Genomic DNA, 22,634 nt, shown 5'->3' on the forward strand with positions numbered 1-22,634 from the left:
TCAACAATCCCTTCTCAAGAAACTCGGCTTGGAACATTTCCAAACCGGTCTTCAATGATCTTGTCCAGTTCATTCCTCAGTTTATTCAGGATTTCATCGTAGGGAAAAGCGCCCAGCGACTCCTCCCCCTTCTTCAAGTTAACGTAGGATGGGCCACACCAGAGCCCCAGGTCGGCGTCATCCGTTTCGCCCGGGCCATTTACCCTGCAACCCATGACGGCTATGGTGATTTTATATTGCTCTGCATATTCCGTAATTTTCCTTACATCCTGTGCCAGCTCCACAAATTTTCCGTTTTCTACACGAGAACAACTGGGACAGGCTATGATGTTAAGCCCTTCAAGGAAGTTTTTTGGAACCGAGCGAAAACGCCCCTCTTCAATATCCTTTAAAATCTGCCGACCGACTTCGATTTCTTCGCCCTTGTCATCATCAGGCAACGTCAGAGAAACTCGTATGGTGTCACCGATTCCAGAAGAAACCAATTGCTCGAAGGCAATCCGCGTTTTGATGATTCCCTCTGGAGGCAACCCGGCCTCTGTAACCCCGAGGTGAAGCGGTACATCGGGACGCCTTTCAGAAAAACGCTTATTGGCTTCAATCACTTTTTCAGAATCAGAGTCCTTGAGGCTAACGCAGTAATTCACAAAACCCATTTCATCCAGCATGGCACAATGGTCTACTGCACTTTCCACCATGGACTGCACCGAATCATCGGGGAAACGGCTTTTGTAGTCCGGATCAACTGAACCGCAGTTGACGCCAATCCGGATGGCGCAATTATTCTTTTTGGCAGCATCAACAATAAACTGCACTTTTTCGCGTATCGGTTTTTCCTTTTGAAGATGCCAAAGGTGCCCGGGGTTATAACGGATTTTATCAACAAGAGGAGCCACTTCGGGAGCGAGGAGATAGTTTTCCTGAAGATCTACCGACAGGACAGCATCCGTGCTTTCTCTTAATTTTTTGAGAGCCTCCACATCTTCCTTGCTGTCTACGGCAATTCGAATCACATCGGCACCGGCTTTTTCCAGAATTTCGATCTGCCGGCCTGTGGCTTCCAGGTCCTGTGTTCGGGTAGCGGTCATCGATTGGACGGCGATCGGTGAATCACCTCCAATGGTCAGGCTTCCAATTTTTACTTGACGGGTACTGCGTTTCTTTTTATTGGATTCAGTCATAGGGATCCATTGATATCCTGGCTTTACGAACAGGAATTTTATCAGGAGTTTATTAAATGTTCTGGGGGCGAAATAACCGATCAGGAAATACTGGACTTTTCAGGTCCCCTTCAAAGGGCAATCATATCAAAAAATGACTCAAAACCCTACAAAACCTACAGGGATCAAATGACTTGCTCTGTGGGTTCCAAATTACGTGAATCCCGGTTTTGAGGTAAGATAGATTATTGCGATTCAAGGTTTTCTCAATTAAAGCAGAAGATTTGAAAGGACTTTTACCAAATGAAAAGGATTTCTACCCTTATCCTTCTGACTGTAACTCTTATGGCAGCCTATGTCCAAGCCGCACCGGGAACACACGGCTTATCGCTATATGGACCTAAAGGCCTCAAATATGGCCCAAACGAGCCTTACCCCTATGCCAACCCTGAAGCTCCCAAAGGAGGCCGGCTGGTTTTGGCTCAATTCGGAGCTTTCACAAAGCTCAATCCTCTTTCCTTGAAAGGTGTGCCAGCGGCAGGGTTGGGACAGCTCGTCTTTGAAACTCCAATGGACGGCTCCTTTTCGGACGAGGAACCCTTTTCTCAATATGGGCACCTGGTAGAGTCCGTCGAACTGGCAGAAGACAGAATGAGCATGGTTTACCACATCCACCCTGAAGCAAAATTTTCAGATGGACACCCTGTAACCGCAGAGGACTTTGTATTCTCATGGGAGTTGATAAAAGACCCGGAATATCACCCCATGTACAAGCAATATTTTAAAGACATCAAACACGTTGAAGCCTTGGATGAGCACAGCGTTAAATATACGTTTGCTATTCTCAATCAGGAATTGCCACTCATCACGGGACAAATGAGTATCCTGCCCAAACATGTTTATGGGCAAACAGGCAAAAAGTTTGGCTCGGATTTCGACGAGATGGCAGTGGGAAGCGGCCCCTATGTGATCGACAAGTTTGAATTCGGGAAATTCATCACTTACAAACGGAACCCCAACTGGTGGGCCAAGAACCTTGCAAAAAACAAGGGCCGCTATAACTGGAATGAAGTCACCTGGCGGGTTTACCTGGACCAGGTTGCCATGCGGGAAGCACTAAAAGGCGGGGATTACGATGCAGACCAGATTGCAAGTTCCCGCGACTGGGCACTGGATTTCAAAGGACCATTCATAAAAAAAGGCTACTACCTCAAAAAGGAACTAACCCACACTCGTGTTTCCGGTATGCAGGGCTTTGCCTTCAACACGCGCAAACCAATTTTTAAAAGCCGCAAGGTACGGGCAGCACTGGCTTTGGCGTTCGATTTTGAATGGAGCAACACGAATCTTTTTTACGGGCAATACACACGGCAGGATTGTTACTTCGATAACGATCCGGAAATGAAAGCGACCGGGCTTCCCAAAGGGAAGGTTAAAAAATTGCTAGCCGACCTAAAGGAAAAATACCCGAAGCATGTTCCCAAAACAGTTTTTACCAAGCCTGTAGGCGCACCTGGCCAAGGCCAACCAACATCCAAAAATATTGCACTCGCAAAAAAACTTCTCGACTCTGCCGGGTGGAAGGTTGGAAAAGATGGCATTCGCACTAAAGGCAAAGATCGAATGAGCTTTACAATTATCCTGGCGAGTCCGCAATTTGAACGAATCGTAGAGCCGTACAAAAACAATCTAAAAAAGATCGGTGTCGAAATGAAAATCAAGGTCGTGCAGGTTGCTCAGTACGAAGAGCGTTTGCGCGAGTTTAAATTCGATATGATCGTAGCGAGCTATGGTCAAAGCCGGTCACCCGGAAATGAGCAGCGTGATATGTGGAAAAGTGATGCAGCGGACCAGTTGGGTTCGCGTAATTATGCGGGAATCAAAAACCCCGCTGTTGATGAACTGGTCGAAAAACTCATCGCTGCCACAACACGCGAAGACCTTGTCGCGGCTATTCAGGCTCTCGATAGGCTACTGACCCATCATTTTTTTATTGTTCCTCACTGGTACATTTCTTACGATCGGGTCATCCATTGGAACAAGTTTTCCGGTCCAGAAAATTATGCCTCCCGAAGCGGTTTTTTGCGAACCCTGCTGGAGTGGTGGTGGTGGGATGAAGACAAAGCCACAAGACTCGCCAAAGCGATGAAAAGCGGGGAAGCTTTATAATAATTCCCGCATTTCCAGGAAAACGCGGAGGGCCATTAAATTTACATTATTTTACATTTTCTCTCTTACTGTTTCTCCCTATAAAACAAGCTTTTGTAGGGTTTCGTGGCCTAATCCTATTGAAGCCATAGGGCTTATAAGTTTTTGAAATAATATAATTTAGATGTATACTTAATGAAAATATACCTAAGGGTGTCCCATGTGGCCTTGGATCAGACCGCCCTTAAAACACCGGGTCTTGAAAACGCTAACCTCAAATAATTCAAAGGCTTAAGACCCTTTCCAAGGAGTAAGTCATGGCAAAAATTCTGATTGTGGAAGATCACAATGGGACCCGGGTCACCCTGACACGTCGACTAAGTAAAAGTGGGCATGAAGTCACTACTGTTGCCACTGGTTATGATGGCGTCGAAAAGCTTCGCGAAGATGATTACGATCTGGTTCTTCTCGATTTTATGATGAAGGGTATGAACGGCATACACACGTTCGAGCAAATGAAAGAAATCCGCAACGACCTGCCATACATCATGGTCACCGCTTACGCCCACTCCGGCCTGGTTAAGGAGTTCATGGGAGAGGGAGGCGCTGACTTCATAGTTAAACCCTTCGGTGAAGATTTTGAAGAACGCATTAACCTGAACCTTGAGCGCCACTACGGCACTACGGCCTAAGTTCTTTCCAACGTTCTTCCCATCAATTAAAGCCAAAAATAAAACACGACCCGCATCAGGCTGGAAATTTAAAAGAATTTCCAGAGGATGGGCAACAAACAAATTCCTGAAACGGGTCGAGTGATTTACCTAGGAAGCTTTGCCACGATCATGGTCATAGTCGTAGGACTTTGTCTCCTGGATAAAATCGAAATGTCGAGTAAAACCCTCCATCTCATCAGGTGCCGCTTCCTCGGTTGAAATATTTCGGGTACGGCCTTCGCCAGACCCCATACTCGTCAGATTGTCAGCAGGCCCCCGCCATTGTTCTTCTACAGACGGAGCAGTCCACACTGCATGACGATCCAACATGTTTACTTTAACTTCATCCGCAAATGCGGTTCCGAGGCTCAGAACACAAAAGAAAAGGGCAATTGACAGTACACTCAGTTTTTTCATGACAATCCTCCTTTAATTTTATAAACGGATTATTGTTTCATAATTTCAATGATTGAAATGGCTGCTATTTTTGAAAAATTCCGGAGCCGAAAATCGCAAAAAACCCCATGGCTGCCAGCCCGGCCATAACAGCCATTAACATGGCATCAGTAACCATATTTTCCCTCCTGATTATATTTAAAGTTGAGAAGATTTCTGCTTTAGAGAGAGGAGTTTCTTCAGGGCACAGAACTTCCATGCCCAAAATACTCTCTGAGCAAAATACTGCCCTTTAAACCTGGACAGGAATCTTTCTCACGCTTTCTTTTGCTTTTTGTGTTTTTGGAAGCTTGATGCTTAATACCCCATTGGCGTAAGAGGCATTAATTTTATCTTCTTCCACTTCCTTAGCTAAAATAATTCGCCGATAGAACTTTCCACAAATGGATTCCTTGTGGTGATAATGCATATTTTCACATTCCAGAGTGGGTTTCTTTTCACCTTTCAGAACAAGGATACCTTCCGAAAAAGTAACGTCGATATCCTTTTCAGCCACACCTGGAAGTTCGGCAATTACATGAACCATTTCATCCGTTTCCGCCAGGTCAACCCTGGGCGCAAACGTCAAATGGCTGGTGCCGGTTTTGGAACCCTCATGACCATATGTTTTTTCACTGTGTGAATCAAAAAAGAGTCCCGTCCCTCTAAACAGGGAAGACAACCATCGTTCCACTTCATTGGAGATAGTCTCACCACTTCTATTCAAAGAAATGGGGACCAGGGTAGAGCTGTTCATAACAGCCTCCTTTCTTCAAATAAATGTTGTGAATTTTCGAGAAAAACCACCAAATAATTACTTGCTAAATTTATTGGCAGTTTCTCTCATTCCTCTTGAAAAAAATAAAACTGAAATTTAATCAGTCAAGCCCGGGAAAATTAAAACTTTTTAATTTTTTAACCTGGTGTCAGAATTTCCATTTCATTTCAACCTGCCCTGAATTACTGTTAATCTCAACAGCCCAGACCTTCCTTATGATAAAATTTCAGGATTGACTGAATCTGGTTAAAAAATACCAGGTCGAACACCTCTTCCCGGTTTGATTTTCATATGCTCAGTTACATCATCCGCCGACTTTTGTTAATGATTCCGACACTGATCGGAATCCTGACGATCACTTTCATCGTTATTCAATTTGTCCCAGGCGGTCCTATCGATCAGATGAAATCCCTGTTACGAGGGCATTCCGGCGTTATCGGTGAAGCCGGAGGCGGATCTTCCCTGACTCAGTCAACCAACAAAGCGCAGGAAATGGATCCCCGCCATTTTGAAGCACTCAAGCGAATCTATCATCTCGATCGTCCCCTCTGGGAACGCTATCTTCGTACCTTTCTCTGGTATTCACCCAAGGAACAAAGTGGTACATTCACGGAACGGTTCTTCAATCGTGACAACTGGGAAGGATTTCTCATCTTTAAATTCGGGGATTCTTTTTACAGGAACAAATCTGTCCTCCAGCTTATTAAAGAAAAACTGCCGGTTTCTGTTTCTCTCGGGGTTATCAGTTTTTTCACCACTTACATCGCCTGTATTATTCTTGGGATCGCCAAAGCGGTCAAAAGCGGAACCCCTTTTGATACTACCTCCAGCTTTCTAGTCCTGATAGGTTACAGTACCCCTGGCTTTGTACTTGGGATCCTGTTCATCGTTTTGCTTGGCCCGGGTGACGGTGCCATTGCACATTGGATACCTCTGTCCGGCCTGACCTCTGCCGGAACTCCAGGGTATGAAAGCTGGACCCTTTGGGAAAAGTTCGTCGACTATCTGCACCACCTGGCAGCGCCTCTCTTATGCTTCATGATCGGGAGTTTCGCCACGCTGACCATTCTCACAAAAAACTCTATCATTGAAGAAATGCACAAGCAGTACGTCCTGACCGCTCGTGCAAAAGGCCTGACCGAAAAAAGAGTTCTCTACAAACACGTTTTAAAAAATGCCCTGATCCCTTTAATCACAGGATTTCCCATAGGGTTCCTGGCTATGTTTTTTACAGGGTCACTTTTAATAGAACAGATCTTTTCATTAAACGGTCTCGGGCTACTTTCTTATGAAGCCGTCATTCAACGGGATTACCCTATTGTTCTCGGTTCGCTTTTTATTTTCTCCTTGTTGACGCTGGTGGGTCAATTATTGACCGATATCTCCTATGTGTTGATTGACCGCAGGATCACCTTTGATGAGTCACAAGTCTGACCATGATCAGCAAAGACCTTTCACTCAAACTGGATCGCTTTAAGGCAGACCGCCGAGCCTGGTACAGTTTCACAATACTCACCTTTTTATTTCTAATCTCCCTCCCGGCCGAACTTCTCTGCAATATCCGCCCCCTGGTGATGACGGTAGACGGGAAGTGGTATTTCCCCATTGCCTTTACCTACTCCTGGAAAGATTTTGGTGGAGAGAGCCCCGCAGAACCGGATTATAAATCCAGAGAATTCATCCAATTATTTGGCACTACTTTTGACGAGCAAGAGCAGGACTCATTACCCTCTCCTATTCAAAGCACACCTGAAGAATCTGCGATGTCCCTGGATGATTTTGAAGAAGAGTTTTCGACGGAAGAATCCGCAGATGAATCTGGGGGAATGGGGTTAAATTTCGGGGATTTTGACGAAACTGAAGAACCCACACTTTTCATCATTGAGATGTCAGACTTCGATGAAGATACCAACAGTGAAATTACCGATGCTGCCTTTTCTTCAACAACCACAGCATCCAAAAAGCAGGAGCGGGATGTCTGGATGCTGTGGCCACCCATCCGCTATGATTACAAATATATTCCATCCGAGAGTAAAGCGGGACAAGTCGCACTCGCATCTCCAGTCGAAACGTTTTCTCCGCATCTTGAACAGACTTTACCTTCCTCATGGGTAGACGGTCATTACCTCGGAACAGATGACCGGGGACGTGATGTGTTAGCCAGACTGATTTATGGATTCCGGATCTCCATGGTATTCGGTCTTTCGCTTGCGATTACCGGGACCCTTATTGGCTGCCTGCTGGGGGGTATTCAGGGATATTTCGGCGGCTGGGTGGATCTCATAGGTCAACGCCTGACCGAAATATGGGGATCCATGCCACGCCTTTACATCCTGATTATTTTGAGCGCGCTACTGACACCCTCCGGACTCCTTCTATTTATGATCCTCAACCTGACAGCCTGGATGGGTATCGCCGCGTATATTCGTGCAGAATTTTTGAAGAGCCGCAACCTTGAATACGTCAAAGCAGCCAGAGCTCTGGGGGTTTCCAACTTTTCAATCATGAAAAACCACATCCTCCCAAACTCACTCACACCAGTCATCACCTTTTTCCCCTTTGAAGTGACAGCCGGAATCCTGGCGCTTGTGAGTCTGGATTTTCTTAACCTTGGAGTCCCAAGTCCCGCTCCAAGCATTGGTGAATTACTGGCCCAGGGAAAAACCAATCTCCAGGCATTGTGGATTCTGCTGCCAACATTTTTTGTTTTGACCACGACCCTGACTTTGCTAACGTTTGTCGGCGATGGTATCCGAAATGCGTTCGATCCCAAAAAATCGGTATAAGCGAGAACACGTCCATGCTCAAAGTTGAAAATTTAAAAACACATTTCAAGGTCGGGTTCGACAAAACCGCACGGGCTGTTGACGGTATCTCCTTTGAACTGGAATCCGGAAAAACGCTGGCCATGGTTGGGGAGTCAGGATGCGGCAAATCCCAGACAGCTCTCTCCATCATGAGGCTGGTCGCAGAAAACGGATTTCACCCTGAAGGCAGAATTCTGATGGAGGGACGCGACCTTTTCAGTCTCGATGAAGATGAAATGCGGTCCATTCGTGGCAATGACATCGCCATGATTTTCCAGGAACCGATGACTTCACTCAATCCCCTTTACAAGGTAGGCAATCAACTTGAGGAACCTCTTCGATTGCACCGGCAAATGCAAAAGGGACCAGCACGGCAAACCGCCATTGAGCTTCTGGATCAGGTGGGCATCCCCGACCCGGAACGTCGCATCGACACCTACCCCCATGAACTTTCCGGCGGAATGAAACAACGCGTGATGATTGCAATGGCACTGGCCTGCGAACCAAAAGTCCTGATCGCCGATGAGCCAACGACCGCCCTTGATGTCACTATTCAAGCCCAGGTCCTTCGGTTGATGTCTGACCTTCAACAGCAGAAGGGCATGGCTATTCTTCTCATCACCCATGACATGGGTATTGTCAACCAGATGGCCGATAACGTCAGCATCATGTATGCCGGAAAAATTGTCGAGCAGGGGACTCGCGAACAGGTCTTTTCTCAAATGGGACACCCCTACACCCGGCGTCTGCTGGACTCCATTCCTAAATCTGGAGACTCGCCTTACTTACTCAATACTATACCGGGTCTTGTTCCACCGGCAACGGAGTACGGAACGGGGTGTCGTTTTGCTGATCGTTGCGAATACACGTTCGATGATTGCCACACGATAGACCCTGAGGAGATTCCTCTCGAACCTGGGCATCGAGTGTCTTGTCTGTTACATGAATCGGAAAAAGAATTTCCAAAACTGGAGAGCGAGGAACGCCAACCTGCCCCGTCTAAAAAAATTGAAAATGACAACCTGATCTCTATCCGAAACGTAAAAACCTGGTTCCCTGTTCATAAGGGGGTTTTCCGACGGGTGGCAAATTACGTCAAGGCTGTAGACAATATAGATCTTGATATCAAGCGTGGCTCTACCGTTGCGCTGGTCGGTGAGTCCGGGTGCGGCAAAACCACTTTAGGAGAATCCATCCTGCGCCTCAACCGTGAGGTCCGTGGCCAGATCACGTTCGACGGAAAGCAGGTAATGGACCTGGATTCGGGAGATCTAAAAGATATGCGGCAGCATATGCAGATCGTGTTTCAGGACCCTTATGGTTCACTATCCCCGCGTATGCGTATTTTCGAAATTGTGGGTGAAGGCCTGAAAATCCATTACCCAGAAATAAAAGGTGCTGAATTACGAAAAAAAATTGATGACGTGCTGGAAGAGGTCGGGCTTCATGCTTCCGTAGCCGACCGTTACCCGCATGAATTTTCCGGAGGACAGCGTCAACGCATCAGTATTGCCCGGGCCCTGATCCTGGAGCCGGAATTCCTCGTATTGGATGAACCCACGAGTGCTTTGGACGTTTCGGTTCAGGCACAGGTTCTTAATTTATTACGCGACTTGCAATCACGGCGTGGACTCACCTACCTGTTCATCACTCACAATTTGAATGTTGTTGAGTATATTGCGGATCAAGTGGCCATCATGTACCTTGGACGGGTTGTCGAATATAGTAATGTGAAAAACCTGTTTGCAAACCCGAGACACCCCTATACCCGATCGTTACTGGAAGCCGTACCTTCCCTTGGGGAACGCGTCCCCTTCAAGACCATCGTCGGCGATGTCCCCTCCCCTCTAAACCCGCCACCCGGGTGCCACTTCCATCCACGCTGCCCTATTTACCTGGCAGAACAAGAAGGTTCACCTTTGCAGCAAAACTGTAAAAATGTCTACCCAGAAGAAACACCTTTAGAATCCGGTTACGCCAGATGCCACGCAGTGGATAAGCCATAACCTGTTCTCAAATGTAGTGGCCTCAATATTAAATATCAGAAATAAAATCCCCGAGAGGTAGAATTCCCAAATTATTTTTTCAAAACATGTGATTACTGTTCATGATTTACTGCTTTGAAAAATATGCGATTTTTCTTTCCTTTGCAAATTACATCTTCTGTTGATGTCTTTAGGCCGGGTCAGGTTATCGTTGAAATCTGTCAGGCATATAGCTACACTTAGTCGCCTTATCCACGGATAAGGTATCGATCTTCAATGTGGTGCTATGGGTTATGAAACGATTTTTCATTATTCCATTCTTGACGACATTTGGCCTGATAGCAGGCTGTTCTCAGTCAACTGTCAGTACTGAAGTTGACGAAGTCACAGTCGCTAAAAATATCGTTGGTGAAAATCCGGAATCGGTTCAGGATCTTACCGATCTTGGTTTCGCTTATCTAACGGCGGGGCGAATTGAGGAGTCTCTGGTGCCTCTGGAAAAGGCTGCAGAATTGCATCCGGATTCGGCAAAAGCTAATTTTGAATTGGGTCTTGCCTATGGTGCGTTGGGTCGGCACAAGGAAAAGATGCAAAAGTATCGCGAAGTTGTAAAACTACAGCCGGAATTCGCCCCGGCCCACTTCAAGCTGGGACAGGCACTCGCTGTCGAAGACCTGCATCAGGAAGCGATCCAGCATTACCAAAAAGCCTTGAAACTCTCACCAGCAAATGCGGAAACTCATTACTATCTCGGAATGTCTTACTATTTGTCCAAACGGCACAAGGAAGCGGTTGGGGCATTTGAAAATGCGACCCAACTGGCACCGGACAATGGCAAAGTGTGGCACGGGCTAGCACTGGCGTATCTTGAGCTGGGTCGTTACCGGGATGCGCTGGAGCCCTTCAAGAAGGCTTTGGCCTTGAACCCTCCAGCAGGAAAAGAAAATAAAACACCTGCAGAACAAAGCCCAACTCCAGTTTTATTCGAGGAAAAGGGGCAAGTCGCCCGCATCCCCTGAATTTTTGAGCAACAATTACCTACCCGTTATCTCGACGACAGGCCATAAAATAGTACAGGAAGCCGATAAAGGCGACCCCTACCAGCCCGGCCAGCAACAATGATTGCGGATCCATATTATTTCCCGAAAAGGTTGAAATTGCGCTGCCTACTATAATCTAATTCCAGAATTTTTCAATATTCAGTCCCCATTTTCTGAAAAAGGGACCATATTACTGGGAGAAGCTGTTTACGCCTCAACGGCTCTATTTTGTTCATATTTCCCGGAGGTCAATATGCATCTCCTTTATCCATTTGCCAAACGATTCATCGCTGGTGAAGATTTAAAAACCGCACTTCACAATGTTCTATCGCTAAACCGGCATGGCTATCTGTCGACCATTGATGTTCTCGGAGAAGACACGCGTACCCGGGAACAGGCACTGGCTGCCAGACAGGAGTATCTCGATCTTCTCGAAAAGATGAAGGATCAACCTTTTCCACTCGACCTTTCAGTCAAACTGACTCAAATGGGTCTCAACCTGGATCGCGAATTTTGTCGAAACAATCTGGAAACCATATTAAAAGCCGCCAGACACCACACAGTCAGGCTCGATATGGAGGGTTCAGACACCACCCAACAGATTTTGTATGAAGGAATCGAAATGCACAGACAATATCCAAACCTTGGTCTGGTACTACAGGCTTATTTACACAGAACCGCAGATGATATTGGCCGTGTGATTCGCGAAGGAATATCAACTCGACTTTGCAAAGGTGCCTATAGCGAACCGGAGCATATCGCCCTGCAATCAATGGACGATATTCGGGAAAACTTTTTAATGCAAGCTCGGCGATTACTAACTTCCGGCTTCCAACCAGCGATCGCCACACACGATGAAATGCTGCTTAAGGAAATATTGAAATTCGTGAAAGCAGAGCATATTTCTTCCAAAACATTTTATTTTGAAATGCTGTATGGGGTCAGGCGTGATCTGCAAAAGGATTTACTGGACAAAGGCTTCCGGGTCCGGGTTTACGTCCCGTTCGGAAAATCCTGGCTTCCCTATACTTTACGAAGGCTGGCTGAACGAAAGGAAAACCTCCTGTTCGTGATCAAGAGTGTATTTCGTGAAACCTTTGGCCTGGGAGGATTACGGGAAGCAAACCCTTAAATTTTCTCAAACTCATCCGTGTAGTCGTTTCCAACATCATGCGGCAATTTTATTATTGGACGACACCTATTTTGATGGTCCGGCTATCCGATGCACCGCTATCGTCAACTGCGCGCAGGGTAAATTCACCCGGCTGCGGGTTCCATTCCAGAGGCTCGGTTCCATCATTCCTGCCAAGAAATTCCTCATTAGCAAACCAGTACACAGATCTCACTTCAGAGTCGGTGGTCACCATGAGTGGTAAGGATAAATCCGGTCGGCCCAGTGTGATCGCATATTCCACTCCTGCACGAGGTGAAGTGATGCGAGGTTTTAAATGCTGGGCTGATTGTCTATCCCGCTCACACGATACCAGAAATGGAGGAGGCGTCCTTCGGGAGATTCCAGCTTTTTTAAATACGCTCAGCAAATCGCTCGGCCAGAATTCATAAACCTCATATTCGACTTTAGTTGGGTCGGAAGTACAAGCCCGGTATCCGCTATCCGGGTCAATAGCCACTTTTCTGAATATCCCGGAATTCCTGATAGGCGATTTCCCCGGGATAAAATCTCCCCATTCCGTGCGCGGACACAACTCATCGGCAAGATCACCTGTTTCCGAACACAGCTCAACTTTTGAAATGTTGAGGAATTTTTTTCTGCTTTGAATCTCGTCGACCAGGTGCTCTGTTTCCTGAACGGCATCAACAATATCGAAAAAAAGTGGAGCCGCCAACGATCCACCAATAAATTCCGGGTTGGGGGTCCCATCAAAATTACCCAGCCAGACCGCGAGCGCATAGTGGCCAAACAATCCGACCGCCCAGGCATCCTTGAACCCATTGGAAGTGCCTGTTTTCCAGTACACAGGAAGTCGTTTCACATTCTGCCCGATAAAACTGTGTCGCGTGGCTATGGGGTTGTCCCTGAGCATTGCAAGAGTCAGATAAGCCGCTTCAGGACTCAGCAAAGATTTACCGGAGGCAGTGGGAGCGTTCTTTAAAAATCGAAGGGGCTTGAGCTCACCCTGATTAGCCAGCATAGCGTATAACCGGACCAACTCCTGCATGGTGACCTCCCCTCCACCCAAAACAAGGGCCAACCCATAGTGTTCCCGGGTTTCCATTTTTCGAACACCAGCAGTTTTAAGAAAGGAATACAGGTCGGGACGTTGCAGCCGTGAGGCAAGATACAGGGCAGGAATATTTCGGCTCATCACCAGAGCATCCCGCGCATGCAGAGGTCCACGAAACCTGCCATCAAAATTTTCAGGACGGTAATCTGCAAACCGACTGGGGGCATCTTTGAGTAAAGTTTTCGGATGAATAATCCCCTGCTCCAGAGCAAGCCCATAAATAAAGGGTTTCAGGGTAGAACCAGGAGACCTTTTTCCTCGTGTTCCATCAACAGCACCATCAATCGAGGCATCAAAATAGTTCGCGGAACCGACCAGAGCCCTTACTGACATATCCCGGAAGTCCACCATGATCGCCGAGGCATTTCGAACTCCCAGGGGACGACGTCGTTCTACATAACCTTTAAGGACCGCCTCCAATCGAACCTGCAATTTACTATCAAGCTGGGTTTCCACTCTTCCCAGGGATGGGCTTAGAATATTTTCCAGGAAATGCGGCGAATAAAAAGGAAGTCTTGAAGGTGAATACACCTGCAATGGAAGCTCTAACAAAGCGTGCTGGCCTTTATCTTCCGGATGCTTCTTTATCCAGGCATCAAAAAGGCGGGATCGGGCCTTGACCAACTCAGTATTTCCACTCCCTTTCAGAGGATTTCGTTTTGAAGGGTTTTGAGGAACGATCGATAGGGCCAGAGTTTCAGCAAGACTCAGTTCATATGCAGGTCGGTGATAATAAATCAGACTGGCAGCCCCCACCCCTTCAATATTTCCTCCATAAGGCGCAAGATTCAGGTAGGCTTCTAAAATTTCTTCTTTCTCATAATGCCTTTCCAGTTGTAGAGCGCGGAAAATTTGAACCAGTTTCCCCGGTATGGTGTACGAATCAATTTTAAAACGCATTCGCGCCAGTTGCATGGTGAGAGTGGAACCACCCACCCGCCTGTTTCGCTTTATATACGTTTCATAAAAGGCCCGCATCAGCGAAAATGGGTTAACTCCAGGGTGTTCAAAAAAATAACGATCTTCCTGCAGAAGTGTGGCCTCAATCAGTCCAGGAGCGATATCTCCAAGTGACAAGCGAACCCGGTAGATTTCATCCGGTGCCAGGGTCAGGCGCAACAGTTTTCCATGACGATCATAGTAAGTACTCGAATAGCCAACGCCATCCATTAAATTCGGCTTGGGAAGAAAAAAATAAACAGTCCCGAGAGCAAGAAAAAGCAGCAGACACACTTTCCCCCATAGGCCGGGTTTATAAAATATTTGGATCACTCTATTCAACATGAATCTTTTTGGCCAACCCTCTTGCCTGTATTCTCAAGTCGTACATGGATTCAGCATACGGTGGCGGAATGGTGTATTCCCCTTTGTTGGTTGGTCGAATCCTATAGCGAAAGGATTTTTCCTTTGGTTGAACAGACACATAGGCAACAACACGATCTTCCCTTTTATCGATAAATTCAGTTTCCAAAGTTGAGCCTTCACCGGCCTTGTCAAGCACGAGATCAAATCCTCCTGGAAGCAGATCCACCAGGGCAATATTGTCTATCCATTTGTTCTCATGCGAGTGAAGGGTGATCACCACATCCAGCTCTTCTCCAAGTTTTGCTTTGGTTACAACCTCTCCCTTTAAATTCTGAAATTCACGGGTGATCTCCATTCCCTTTACAATTGGTTTTTCAGGAAGAGCTTTATCAAAACCCGTATTCGCTACCTGATAAAATAACCCGTGTTTCCCACTGCCCTTGAACCTGAATGAGGACACCTCACCGTCGACTCTGCCCCGCTTTACTGATACTCCAGTCGTGTCGAGGGGCGTGAAACTTCCTGCGCTCTCCTCCTGTTCGATAAGAAGGTTTACAGACTCCTGGTTGCCTACCGCAAGGGTGTATTCATTTAAGGCTTGAATCGCGTAGGAAGATGACAACGAGTTGTACAGGGTTTCTCCAATATAATTTGCGATTTTAAAAATTATTTCCCGGTCCATATTTTTTAATCGATCAGGGAAATGCCTTGCCAGCAACACGACATACTGACTGTACTTAACCAGGCTATTGTAATAACTGTACCGCGGCCAGAAGTCCTCCTTCTTAAATACAAACTTTTCCAGGATGTCTTCTGCAAGGTCATCCTGTTTCATTAATTTAAAAGCACCGGCCAGATAAACCATGGTGAGATCATTGTCCCATTCCCATTTTGAATGGCTAGAAATATAACTCATCAAGTGGGTAATATAATTAGTCGTCACCTCACCATTTCGTGTCAGGATATAAATCCCATAGGCCTTGGCTCTCGCGTCATCCTTGGACCGGATGGATTGATTGACAACATCTTTAAGATAGACAAGCCCTCTTTGAGTCAAATCAGTCGGAACAGGGAATCCTTTCTCACGACTTAGAGTCAGAAAATCCATAGCATATACACTTGCAAACAAAGATGGAGCCTCGTTCCCGGTCCAGTTTCCAAAACCACCTTCGGAAGTTTGCCTTTCCCGGAGACGATCCACCGTACGCTTCAAATTATTTTTTATTTTCTCATCATCAAAGCGGTAATCGGGATTTTGAAGCAGAGCTATGGGTGGAAAAGCTCGACTGATGGTCTGCTCGGTGCAACTGTGCACATTATTTTCCAGAAAATCGATAAGCCCCTGAATAAGCCCAGAAGGAAGAGCCGAGAGGCTGACTTCGGTTTTAGCGAATTCCTGATAACGTTCCCGTTTTAAAGCGACTGTTTTGACACCATCCGAAAAATAACCGGAAGTCAACAGAGTGGCTTTTGGAACCGGAGGGCGAACACTCAAGGTTGACTGGTATCGAACGGCATGGGCCTCACCACCAGCTACAAAATCAATTGACGCGGAACCCAGGACCTCATTTGCTTTCACTCTAAATCGTACAAGCCCCTCACGACCTTCCGGAATCGAAACAACTTTTTCCGCAGGCTCCACCAACGAAAGATGCTTTGACAGGGAAACCGAGAAAGGAACCTGGGCCTGCTCGCCTGAACCTTCCAGATTATTGGCAAGTGTTGCCGTCACTTCAAAAGTGTCTCCAGGAGCGACGAACAAGGGGACGTTAGGACTGATGACATAATCACCTTTTACTGTTGATTTCCTGGCAGAAGCCCCCACTCCACCAGCGGCAACCGCAACCGCCATCACACGCAATGTTCCATTAAAATAGGACGGAACCTCATAAGTAACTGTTTGAGGATTCCTGTCTGCTCCAAGGATTCCGGACCAGAAGACTACAGGAGCATCGGTTTTCCTGCGGAAGGGATTGAGATGCTTTCCGCCCACAGCCGACATTCCACCTCCAAAGTTGAGAGACTCACGAACGGCGGAATACTCAGGCATAATTAGATCAAGAATCTGGGTCGTGTCCACATCCAAAGCGCGTCCTTTCAAGAAATAATCCAGTGGACGAGGGGTTTTGTATTGAGCCACCTGCAAAATGCCCTCATCAACCGCAAACACAACAATTCGGCTTGGTCTGTCTGTAGCCACCTTAAAAGAAAGTGGATTTCCCGGGCGGGCCTTATCAGGAACCTGGAGGTCAATTTCCACGCGCCTCTTTTCTATATTGGCTGTAAATGGAACAACAGCATAGGTTAAGGGGCTCATATAAATTTCAGGGGAACCCATTGCCCGGGTGAACGTCACATTCACAAACCCATTGCCCTCAAAATCATCTGGAACCTTTATTTTTTGCAAAGTGTCGGTTTTGTCGGTGAGGAACCAGTGATGGGCATATACACGATCGCTTTCAATCGTGATCAAACCAGCGCCTGTATAGGGCGCCACAATATTCATTTCAATCTCTTCACCCGCCTGGTAGTAAGGCTTGTTCAGTTTGACTTTGAGCTCTGCCCGTGTGTCCAGCCTTCCTGCAAGATTGGCCTCGCCAGCAACCGAGTATTCAACGCGAGACACATCAAGCCCGTTCAAATCGGACAGAATCAAAACATAATCACCAGGATGGCTTGCGTCCAATTTCCACTTTAACCCGTCTGCTCCGATCTCCACCTGGCGGGTATCCAGAATACGTTCTTTGGGAACCGACTCATAACCCAGTTTCCCGTTCCGCTTAACCAGGGTTGATATATAGTCCTTACGTACCCGACTGAGTATCAGTTTCTGCCCGGAGACCTTATTCAGATCAGAATCTACAGCGATCCATTCGAGGGTGTGGTTCCGGTCATTTTTCAGGTAAGCAAGATTAGAAGCTGTTTTATGCCCAACGACAAATTTAAGGGGTGACACCAGCAGGTCTGCGTCCACCGCAACACTACGCCCTCCTCCTGCTTCGAAACCTTCACCTCTAAAGCTCAGGTAAGCGCTTGTCTTGCCATATCGTTTCAGGTCAAGGGCGAATTCTGCGTCTCCATTTTGATCTGATTTCTCATCCGGCAAAGATTCCTGGATTTGACTGTTCTTCAAATTTAAACCGTTAAAAAACTGATATTCAGAAAACTCTTTAAACGAAAAGGCTCCAGGAGATAAGGTGAGTGTTCCCTTTATACGGCGATTGGTCGCCGGTGTGCCGTACAAGTTCTTAAGATTCACTTTTACTTTAAGGTCTTTCGGAGACACCCAGCCTTTTTTGCGCGGGACATTAAAGTCGGCCCTGATTTTCAAACGGTCCGGAAGAAATTCCTCCACTCGAACGCTGGTGGAGTTCAACAAGCTTCCACGCTTGCCATCATTGGAGATATAAAGATGAGCATGATAACGGCCAGTTGGTGAGGTTTCCCGTGTTTGGAATTCATATTCCTGATAACCGTTTGCCGCAAGTTTTATCGTTTCCTTTTTTATACGAATTCCACGGGAATCAATGATATCCAGTTGCAATGGGATTCCCTCAAGATCCTTGTCCCAATCCCGGGGTTTAACGATCAAGCCAAAATGAACCAGGTCCCCCGGGCGGTAAATCCCCCGGTCGGAAAACAGATAGGCTTTCATTCCTGTTTGGGAGAAGTGGGTACCGGAAACAGGGAACCCGGAAAAATTCAGGCCGCGGTCTCTCCGGTTATAAGCCATGAACGAAAGGTCATCATCTTTAGATACCACCACTGCCACAGGCAACTTATCCCGGCTAATACCGCTCAGGTTTGGGACCGATGCCCTGCCCTCATCTCCAGTTAGGACAGTAAACACAGGCTTGCCGTTGTTACCTAAAACCTGGACCTGCGCACCCGACACAGGTTTTCCTGTAGCTATTGACTGAACAAAAACTTCACGGCTTTTGTCCGCATTTCTTTTGATAATAAACCCAAGGTCCGTGACTAGAATAAATCGATTATCCTGTCTTACCCGTAGATTCTTCCCCCGTTGACCAAATGCTTTTAGAAAGAATAATCCTTTCTTCCCCCTCTCTAAATAAGATGAAAAGTCAAATGAAGTGAACTGAGCTTTTCTGTCGTCGTCCCTAAAGAGAGAAATCTCTTCAGTTTTCATATCGGCAATATGCTGCCGATCAAAATTATAATTAGTAAAATAGGGGCTATCGAAATTCCCACGAGTCTGTGTTACCAGATGACTTATAAATCGTGGGAGCACTCTTGCCACCTCAAACTTGATCCTGTCCAGGCCGCGCGCCACAATGGATATTTTCTTTTCTCCGCTCAATGCTAAAAGTCCACCGGACTGCATAATTGAGAGCTCTTTTGGGAAAAAAGGTACCTGGGCGATGACCATATAATCCTCAGCCAGGACAAAACCTCCAAAGGTCTTCACTCCACCTTTCAATTTCACATACAGAAATCTCCCGGGTGCTGTGTCGAGTTTAAGGCTATGGGTAGCAGCATATTTTCTTGATTGTGGAATAAGGGATACATCCAAGGGATCAGCATACTTCAAAATCGAGTCAGTCACTTCATTGGCCGCCTGCCATCGATATGGCTTTTTATTCTCTGGATCTCTTTTTGCCACCGGATGAAACTCTGGAAGCAAATACACCTCTAGGTTCTTTGCAATCACCTCCGGCTCTGCCTTGACATTAGTGTCCAGGGTCAGCACCTGATCCGTTCCATACTTCCTGTTTTTGACCAAAGCTACTTTTGCAGATTTAACCTGATAGTAGTTTTCCAGACTGGGAACTCTCACCCTCTCCCTGAACGTTTTTATTGAGGGTCGCTTTTGCCCCTTGGGTTCCACCCCTGTATCAACAACAAGACTTAGAAATTTTTCCTTATCGGGGAGCAATGGCAAGGCTGTAGTCAGGTCGGCCTGAGTAGCATCTGCGCTGTAAATTATTTCAAAGGGAAACTTATCATCCTGGCTTAATTTTTTATTGTTGCCACGTTTCACAAAACTAAAAGCCAATCTGTCTTCCAGGGACTTTTTATTTACGGGGTAATTAAAGTCAAGGTGAGTGGCAATGACTTTCCGGGCCGGATTATCCGGATCCTGGAAAAATTTCATTTTTCGAGGAGAGACTCGAAAAGGGTTCGATCGAAATTTATACGCGTAAGTGTCCACTATCAAATGTTCGGGAAATACAGACTTGTCAAAAACCACCTTATATTCCTGACCCGCAACCCATGGCGAATCCGGAGTAAATTTGATCGTGTAATCGTAATCCCAGCGCCATTCTCCTGGAATTTCCGGGACCATGGAAATACCCCGTGGGATCGTCTTACCAGCAAGCCTCAGGTTGGCACGACAGGAAGAGTAATAGCGTTTGCCATATCTTTTTTCACAGGCCTTTTTATCCATTCGGAAATAAAGGCTCAAAATCCGTTTGTTTTCGACCGTAGTTTTTCTGGGCATTTTTACGAACACAGGCTCGTCCAGATGCCCTTTTATGGGGTTTTCTTCTGCTCTAGTAGCCCCCCCCCCAGCAATAAAACTAAAAAATATCCCACCAATTAAAATGCCCTTTTTTATAAATCCCATTGAAGGTTTCCCCGACCCAAAAGTTGTTTTTGAAAATATATCGCTGGCACCAGTGGTGACTTCCATCTGGAACCCGTTTCCAGACTATTTAGATTACTGCGGAATTCCCACCAATCCCAGAATCTTTTGATTTGACCCAACGTTGTATTGTGAGTATTTATTTTTTTCCTTCAAAACCAAGGATATAAGCACTCTACATTCCGAAAGAAAAATATATATTCAATCCTTCTTGATTTTTTATCTCTCACCGTTATTCTAAATCTTAGACAGGTTGAAAAACATCCCAGAACGGTTGCGGCACCAACACAACCAGTTTTTCGAGGTTATTGTGGCTCTGACACTTCAGCAAGTAAAAGACAGTAAAATAGCTTCCCCGCCCGGCGCATACTTTAGTTTGAGAGAAGCGATAGAAAACCCGGACTCCTCCATTGCAGATTTCAGCTCAATCATCGGCGCCGACCCTGCTCTGGCAGCCCGACTTTTAAAAGTTGTTAATTCGCCGTTTTATGGCCTCACAGCTAAAGTAGAAACAATCCCGCATGCCCTGAACATTATCGGCTCGGATCAATTAGCCGACCTTGCCCTGGCTACGTCGGTTGCGTCCCAGTTTGACGGGATGAAAAATGTAGGAATCGACCTGGAAGCTTTCTGGAAACATTCCGTTGGTGTAGGAGTTGCCGCAAGAAATATGGCGAAGTTTCTGAATCTACCTGACGTTGACCGCTACTATCTTGCCGGCATGTTGCATGATATAGGGAAATTAATTTTATATCGAGAAGCACCGGGACAAATTGAAACTGTGCTCGCTCAATTTGATGCCAATAACGATGGAAGTATGTTGGCTTTCGAAGAAAAACTGATGGGTTTTAATCATTCACAGGTCGGCAGCATCCTGTTAAATGAATGGAAACTCCCCTCCAGTATAGTAAATTCGGTCAAAGGTCACCATGACCCGTCGAAGGCAAAAGACAACCAACAGGAAGCGGCGGTTATTCATGTAGCTGATTTTCTGGTATACGAAATGAAACTTGGCAGCAGCGGTGAACCTATACTACCCCCACTGCACAAAACGTGGTTGAAGGAACTCAACCTGACCATTGACTTTATTAACGAAGCAAAGCCGGTGATAATTGAAGAAACAGAAAAGGCACTCGAGATGTTTCTTTAAAACCATCTTTTCAACAAATTATTCATACCAATTCAATCAAGGAAACTTCTGGCGGACAATTAAACCGAAGAGGCACCACCAGATGACCGATTCCCCGAGTCACGTAGGTCTGTCTTCCTTTTTCTTCCACCAATCCTGCGATATATTTTTTATTGCGTATTCCTGGTAAAAAGGGTGGACCAATAAACGGGAGCACTACCTGTCCACCATGAGTATGCCCAGAAAGAATCAATTCAGCAGACAACCCAGGGTTCCATTGAAACTCTTCATTAACTTCCGGATTATGGCTCAATAAAATTCGCGTTCGCCCGTGATCCACTTTTCGATAAGCCTTTCTGAGGGAAAATGAATCCTGCCACAAGTCGTCCACCCCAATTAATTGAATACTATCTCTTCCCCGTTGCAATTCTACCCGGTCATTTCGAAGCCATTGGGCTCCCAACCCCTTGGAAAACCTATCAATGAGGTATTGAGTTGCTTCAGGACCACTCCAGAAATCATGATTACCCAAAACCGAAAAAATTCCATGAGCGGGTTTTAAAACAGAAAGTGCCTCCACAATATTATCAACATACTGTTTGTCGAACTCATGAATTTCGCGCCGGTGAGTCCGTATTTTATGACCAATAAAGTCACCGGTTAAAACAACCAGGTCCGGGTTTTCCTTTTTTGCAAGAATAGCTGCAGCTTTCAGGTGATTTACACTCACCAGAGGAGATGAATGAAGGTCACTTAACTGAGCAATTTTAAATCCCTTGAAAGCCTTCGGGAGGTTGGATATTTTGACAGGAACCTTCTCCACAACAATTTCATTTTTATCTGTATTTGCATATCCTTTTCCAATACCCAGGGCAGACACCCCTAAAACTCCGGCCATTCCCTTGATAAATGCCCGCCTATCAATTAGAGGATTGAATAGTAATTCCTTTGCTCCAGATTCTTCACAAGGCTCATTTGATTGAGGATCATCTTTTTCTTTTGAATCCATAGACCTTTACCCTGAACTCCGAAAGGTTGAAGTTTTTGGAAAATTGTTCATGGGCGTTTGCTAAACAAAAACCGCAACCATACGGACATTTTTGCCGCTTATTTTTGGTGCTGGCATTAAGTTTAGGCTGATTCCTTCCGAAACTATAGTAGAGAATGGGATAACAATAGGAAGGAGAAAAATTCATGGCCAGTCCAAAGGCGAGTTTGGGTATTTCAGCGGAAACCAGCCTAACCACAAACCCGGGCTCAGTATCTTCATTTGTCTGGAA

At 46.2% G+C, this 22,634-nt stretch carries 14 protein-coding genes; 8 read left to right on the forward strand and 6 right to left on the reverse strand.

Features of this window, described 5'->3' with window-relative positions; genetic code table 11:
• Window positions 1-14 precede the first annotated feature (14 nt).
• Window positions 15-1,181, reverse strand: coding sequence for a (E)-4-hydroxy-3-methylbut-2-enyl-diphosphate synthase (gene ispG / locus G3M70_17465; GenBank protein QPJ63567.1), 1,167 nt, complete (start codon window positions 1,179-1,181; stop codon window positions 15-17).
• A 282-nt stretch (window positions 1,182-1,463) separates the two neighbouring features.
• Between ispG and G3M70_17470 the strand changes: the two genes are divergently transcribed.
• A complete protein-coding gene (locus G3M70_17470; protein ID QPJ63568.1) occupies window positions 1,464-3,329 on the forward strand; it encodes an ABC transporter substrate-binding protein in 1,866 nt (621 codons plus the stop codon).
• A 296-nt stretch (window positions 3,330-3,625) separates the two neighbouring features.
• A complete protein-coding gene (locus G3M70_17475; protein ID QPJ63569.1) occupies window positions 3,626-4,000 on the forward strand; it encodes a response regulator in 375 nt (124 codons plus the stop codon).
• Window positions 4,001-4,129: 129 nt separating this feature from the next.
• Here G3M70_17475 and G3M70_17480 read toward each other — a convergent pair whose 3' ends face one another.
• Window positions 4,130-4,438 carry a hypothetical protein gene (locus G3M70_17480; GenBank protein ID QPJ63570.1) on the reverse strand — a complete coding sequence of 103 codons (309 nt, stop codon included), beginning with the start codon at window positions 4,436-4,438 and terminating at the stop codon, window positions 4,130-4,132.
• Between the two features lie 271 nt (window positions 4,439-4,709).
• Window positions 4,710-5,213, reverse strand: coding sequence for an Hsp20/alpha crystallin family protein (locus G3M70_17485; protein ID QPJ63571.1), 504 nt, complete (start codon window positions 5,211-5,213; stop codon window positions 4,710-4,712).
• Between the two features lie 312 nt (window positions 5,214-5,525).
• Between G3M70_17485 and G3M70_17490 the strand changes: the two genes are divergently transcribed.
• From G3M70_17490 to G3M70_17510, 5 genes are all read left to right on the forward strand, one after another.
• On the forward strand, window positions 5,526-6,668 hold the full coding sequence (locus G3M70_17490) for an ABC transporter permease subunit (GenBank protein QPJ63572.1): 1,143 nt from the start codon (window positions 5,526-5,528) through the stop codon (window positions 6,666-6,668).
• Window positions 6,669-6,670: 2 nt separating this feature from the next.
• A complete protein-coding gene (locus G3M70_17495) occupies window positions 6,671-8,020 on the forward strand; it encodes an ABC transporter permease subunit (GenBank protein QPJ63573.1) in 1,350 nt (449 codons plus the stop codon).
• A gap of 14 nt (window positions 8,021-8,034) precedes the next feature.
• The gene (locus G3M70_17500) at window positions 8,035-10,047 is read left to right on the forward strand and encodes a dipeptide ABC transporter ATP-binding protein (GenBank protein ID QPJ63574.1); all 2,013 of its coding nucleotides are present in this window, start codon (window positions 8,035-8,037) and stop codon (window positions 10,045-10,047) included.
• 272 nt (window positions 10,048-10,319) lie between these two features.
• Window positions 10,320-11,045 (forward strand): tetratricopeptide repeat protein, encoded by a 726-nt coding sequence (locus G3M70_17505; protein QPJ63575.1) that lies wholly within the window; start codon window positions 10,320-10,322, stop codon window positions 11,043-11,045.
• A gap of 274 nt (window positions 11,046-11,319) precedes the next feature.
• Window positions 11,320-12,198: a proline dehydrogenase gene (locus G3M70_17510; protein ID QPJ63576.1), complete on the forward strand. Its 879-nt coding sequence runs from the start codon at window positions 11,320-11,322 to the stop codon at window positions 12,196-12,198.
• 52 nt (window positions 12,199-12,250) lie between these two features.
• On the opposite strand, the gene pbpC is transcribed toward G3M70_17510, so the two are convergent.
• Window positions 12,251-14,545 carry a penicillin-binding protein 1C gene (pbpC, locus tag G3M70_17515; protein QPJ63577.1) on the reverse strand — a complete coding sequence of 765 codons (2,295 nt, stop codon included), beginning with the start codon at window positions 14,543-14,545 and terminating at the stop codon, window positions 12,251-12,253.
• 40 nt (window positions 14,546-14,585) lie between these two features.
• Window positions 14,586-20,273 (reverse strand): alpha-2-macroglobulin family protein, encoded by a 5,688-nt coding sequence (locus G3M70_17520; protein QPJ63578.1) that lies wholly within the window; start codon window positions 20,271-20,273, stop codon window positions 14,586-14,588.
• A 262-nt stretch (window positions 20,274-20,535) separates the two neighbouring features.
• Between G3M70_17520 and G3M70_17525 the strand changes: the two genes are divergently transcribed.
• On the forward strand, window positions 20,536-21,375 hold the full coding sequence (locus G3M70_17525; protein QPJ63579.1) for an HDOD domain-containing protein: 840 nt from the start codon (window positions 20,536-20,538) through the stop codon (window positions 21,373-21,375).
• A gap of 22 nt (window positions 21,376-21,397) precedes the next feature.
• Here the strand turns inward: G3M70_17525 and G3M70_17530 are convergent, their stop codons facing one another.
• Entirely contained in the window at window positions 21,398-22,363 is a 966-nt protein-coding gene (locus G3M70_17530; GenBank protein ID QPJ63580.1) for a metallophosphoesterase, read from the reverse strand.
• Between the last annotated feature and the right edge of the window lie 271 nt (window positions 22,364-22,634).

The sequence above is a fragment of the Candidatus Nitronauta litoralis genome (assembly GCA_015698285.1).
Lineage (GTDB): Bacteria > Nitrospinota > Nitrospinia > Nitrospinales > Nitrospinaceae > Nitronauta > Nitronauta litoralis.

Bases quoted from the DNA above. Each gene is read 5' to 3' on its own strand.
- G3M70_17505 (QPJ63575.1), top strand. From the start codon at position 10,320: ATGAAACGATTTTTCATTATTCCATTCTTGACGACATTTGGCCTGATA.
- G3M70_17490 (QPJ63572.1), top strand. From the start codon at position 5,526: ATGCTCAGTTACATCATCCGCCGACTTTTGTTAATGATTCCGACACTG.
- G3M70_17475 (QPJ63569.1), top strand. From the start codon at position 3,626: ATGGCAAAAATTCTGATTGTGGAAGATCACAATGGGACCCGGGTCACC.
- G3M70_17470 (QPJ63568.1), top strand. From the start codon at position 1,464: ATGAAAAGGATTTCTACCCTTATCCTTCTGACTGTAACTCTTATGGCA.
- G3M70_17495 (QPJ63573.1), top strand. From the start codon at position 6,671: ATGATCAGCAAAGACCTTTCACTCAAACTGGATCGCTTTAAGGCAGAC.
- G3M70_17520 (QPJ63578.1), bottom strand. From the start codon at position 20,273: ATGGAAGTCACCACTGGTGCCAGCGATATATTTTCAAAAACAACTTTT.
- G3M70_17485 (QPJ63571.1), bottom strand. From the start codon at position 5,213: ATGAACAGCTCTACCCTGGTCCCCATTTCTTTGAATAGAAGTGGTGAG.
- G3M70_17500 (QPJ63574.1), top strand. From the start codon at position 8,035: ATGCTCAAAGTTGAAAATTTAAAAACACATTTCAAGGTCGGGTTCGAC.
- ispG (QPJ63567.1), bottom strand. From the start codon at position 1,181: ATGACTGAATCCAATAAAAAGAAACGCAGTACCCGTCAAGTAAAAATT.
- G3M70_17480 (QPJ63570.1), bottom strand. From the start codon at position 4,438: ATGAAAAAACTGAGTGTACTGTCAATTGCCCTTTTCTTTTGTGTTCTG.
- G3M70_17530 (QPJ63580.1), bottom strand. From the start codon at position 22,363: ATGGATTCAAAAGAAAAAGATGATCCTCAATCAAATGAGCCTTGTGAA.
- G3M70_17510 (QPJ63576.1), top strand. From the start codon at position 11,320: ATGCATCTCCTTTATCCATTTGCCAAACGATTCATCGCTGGTGAAGAT.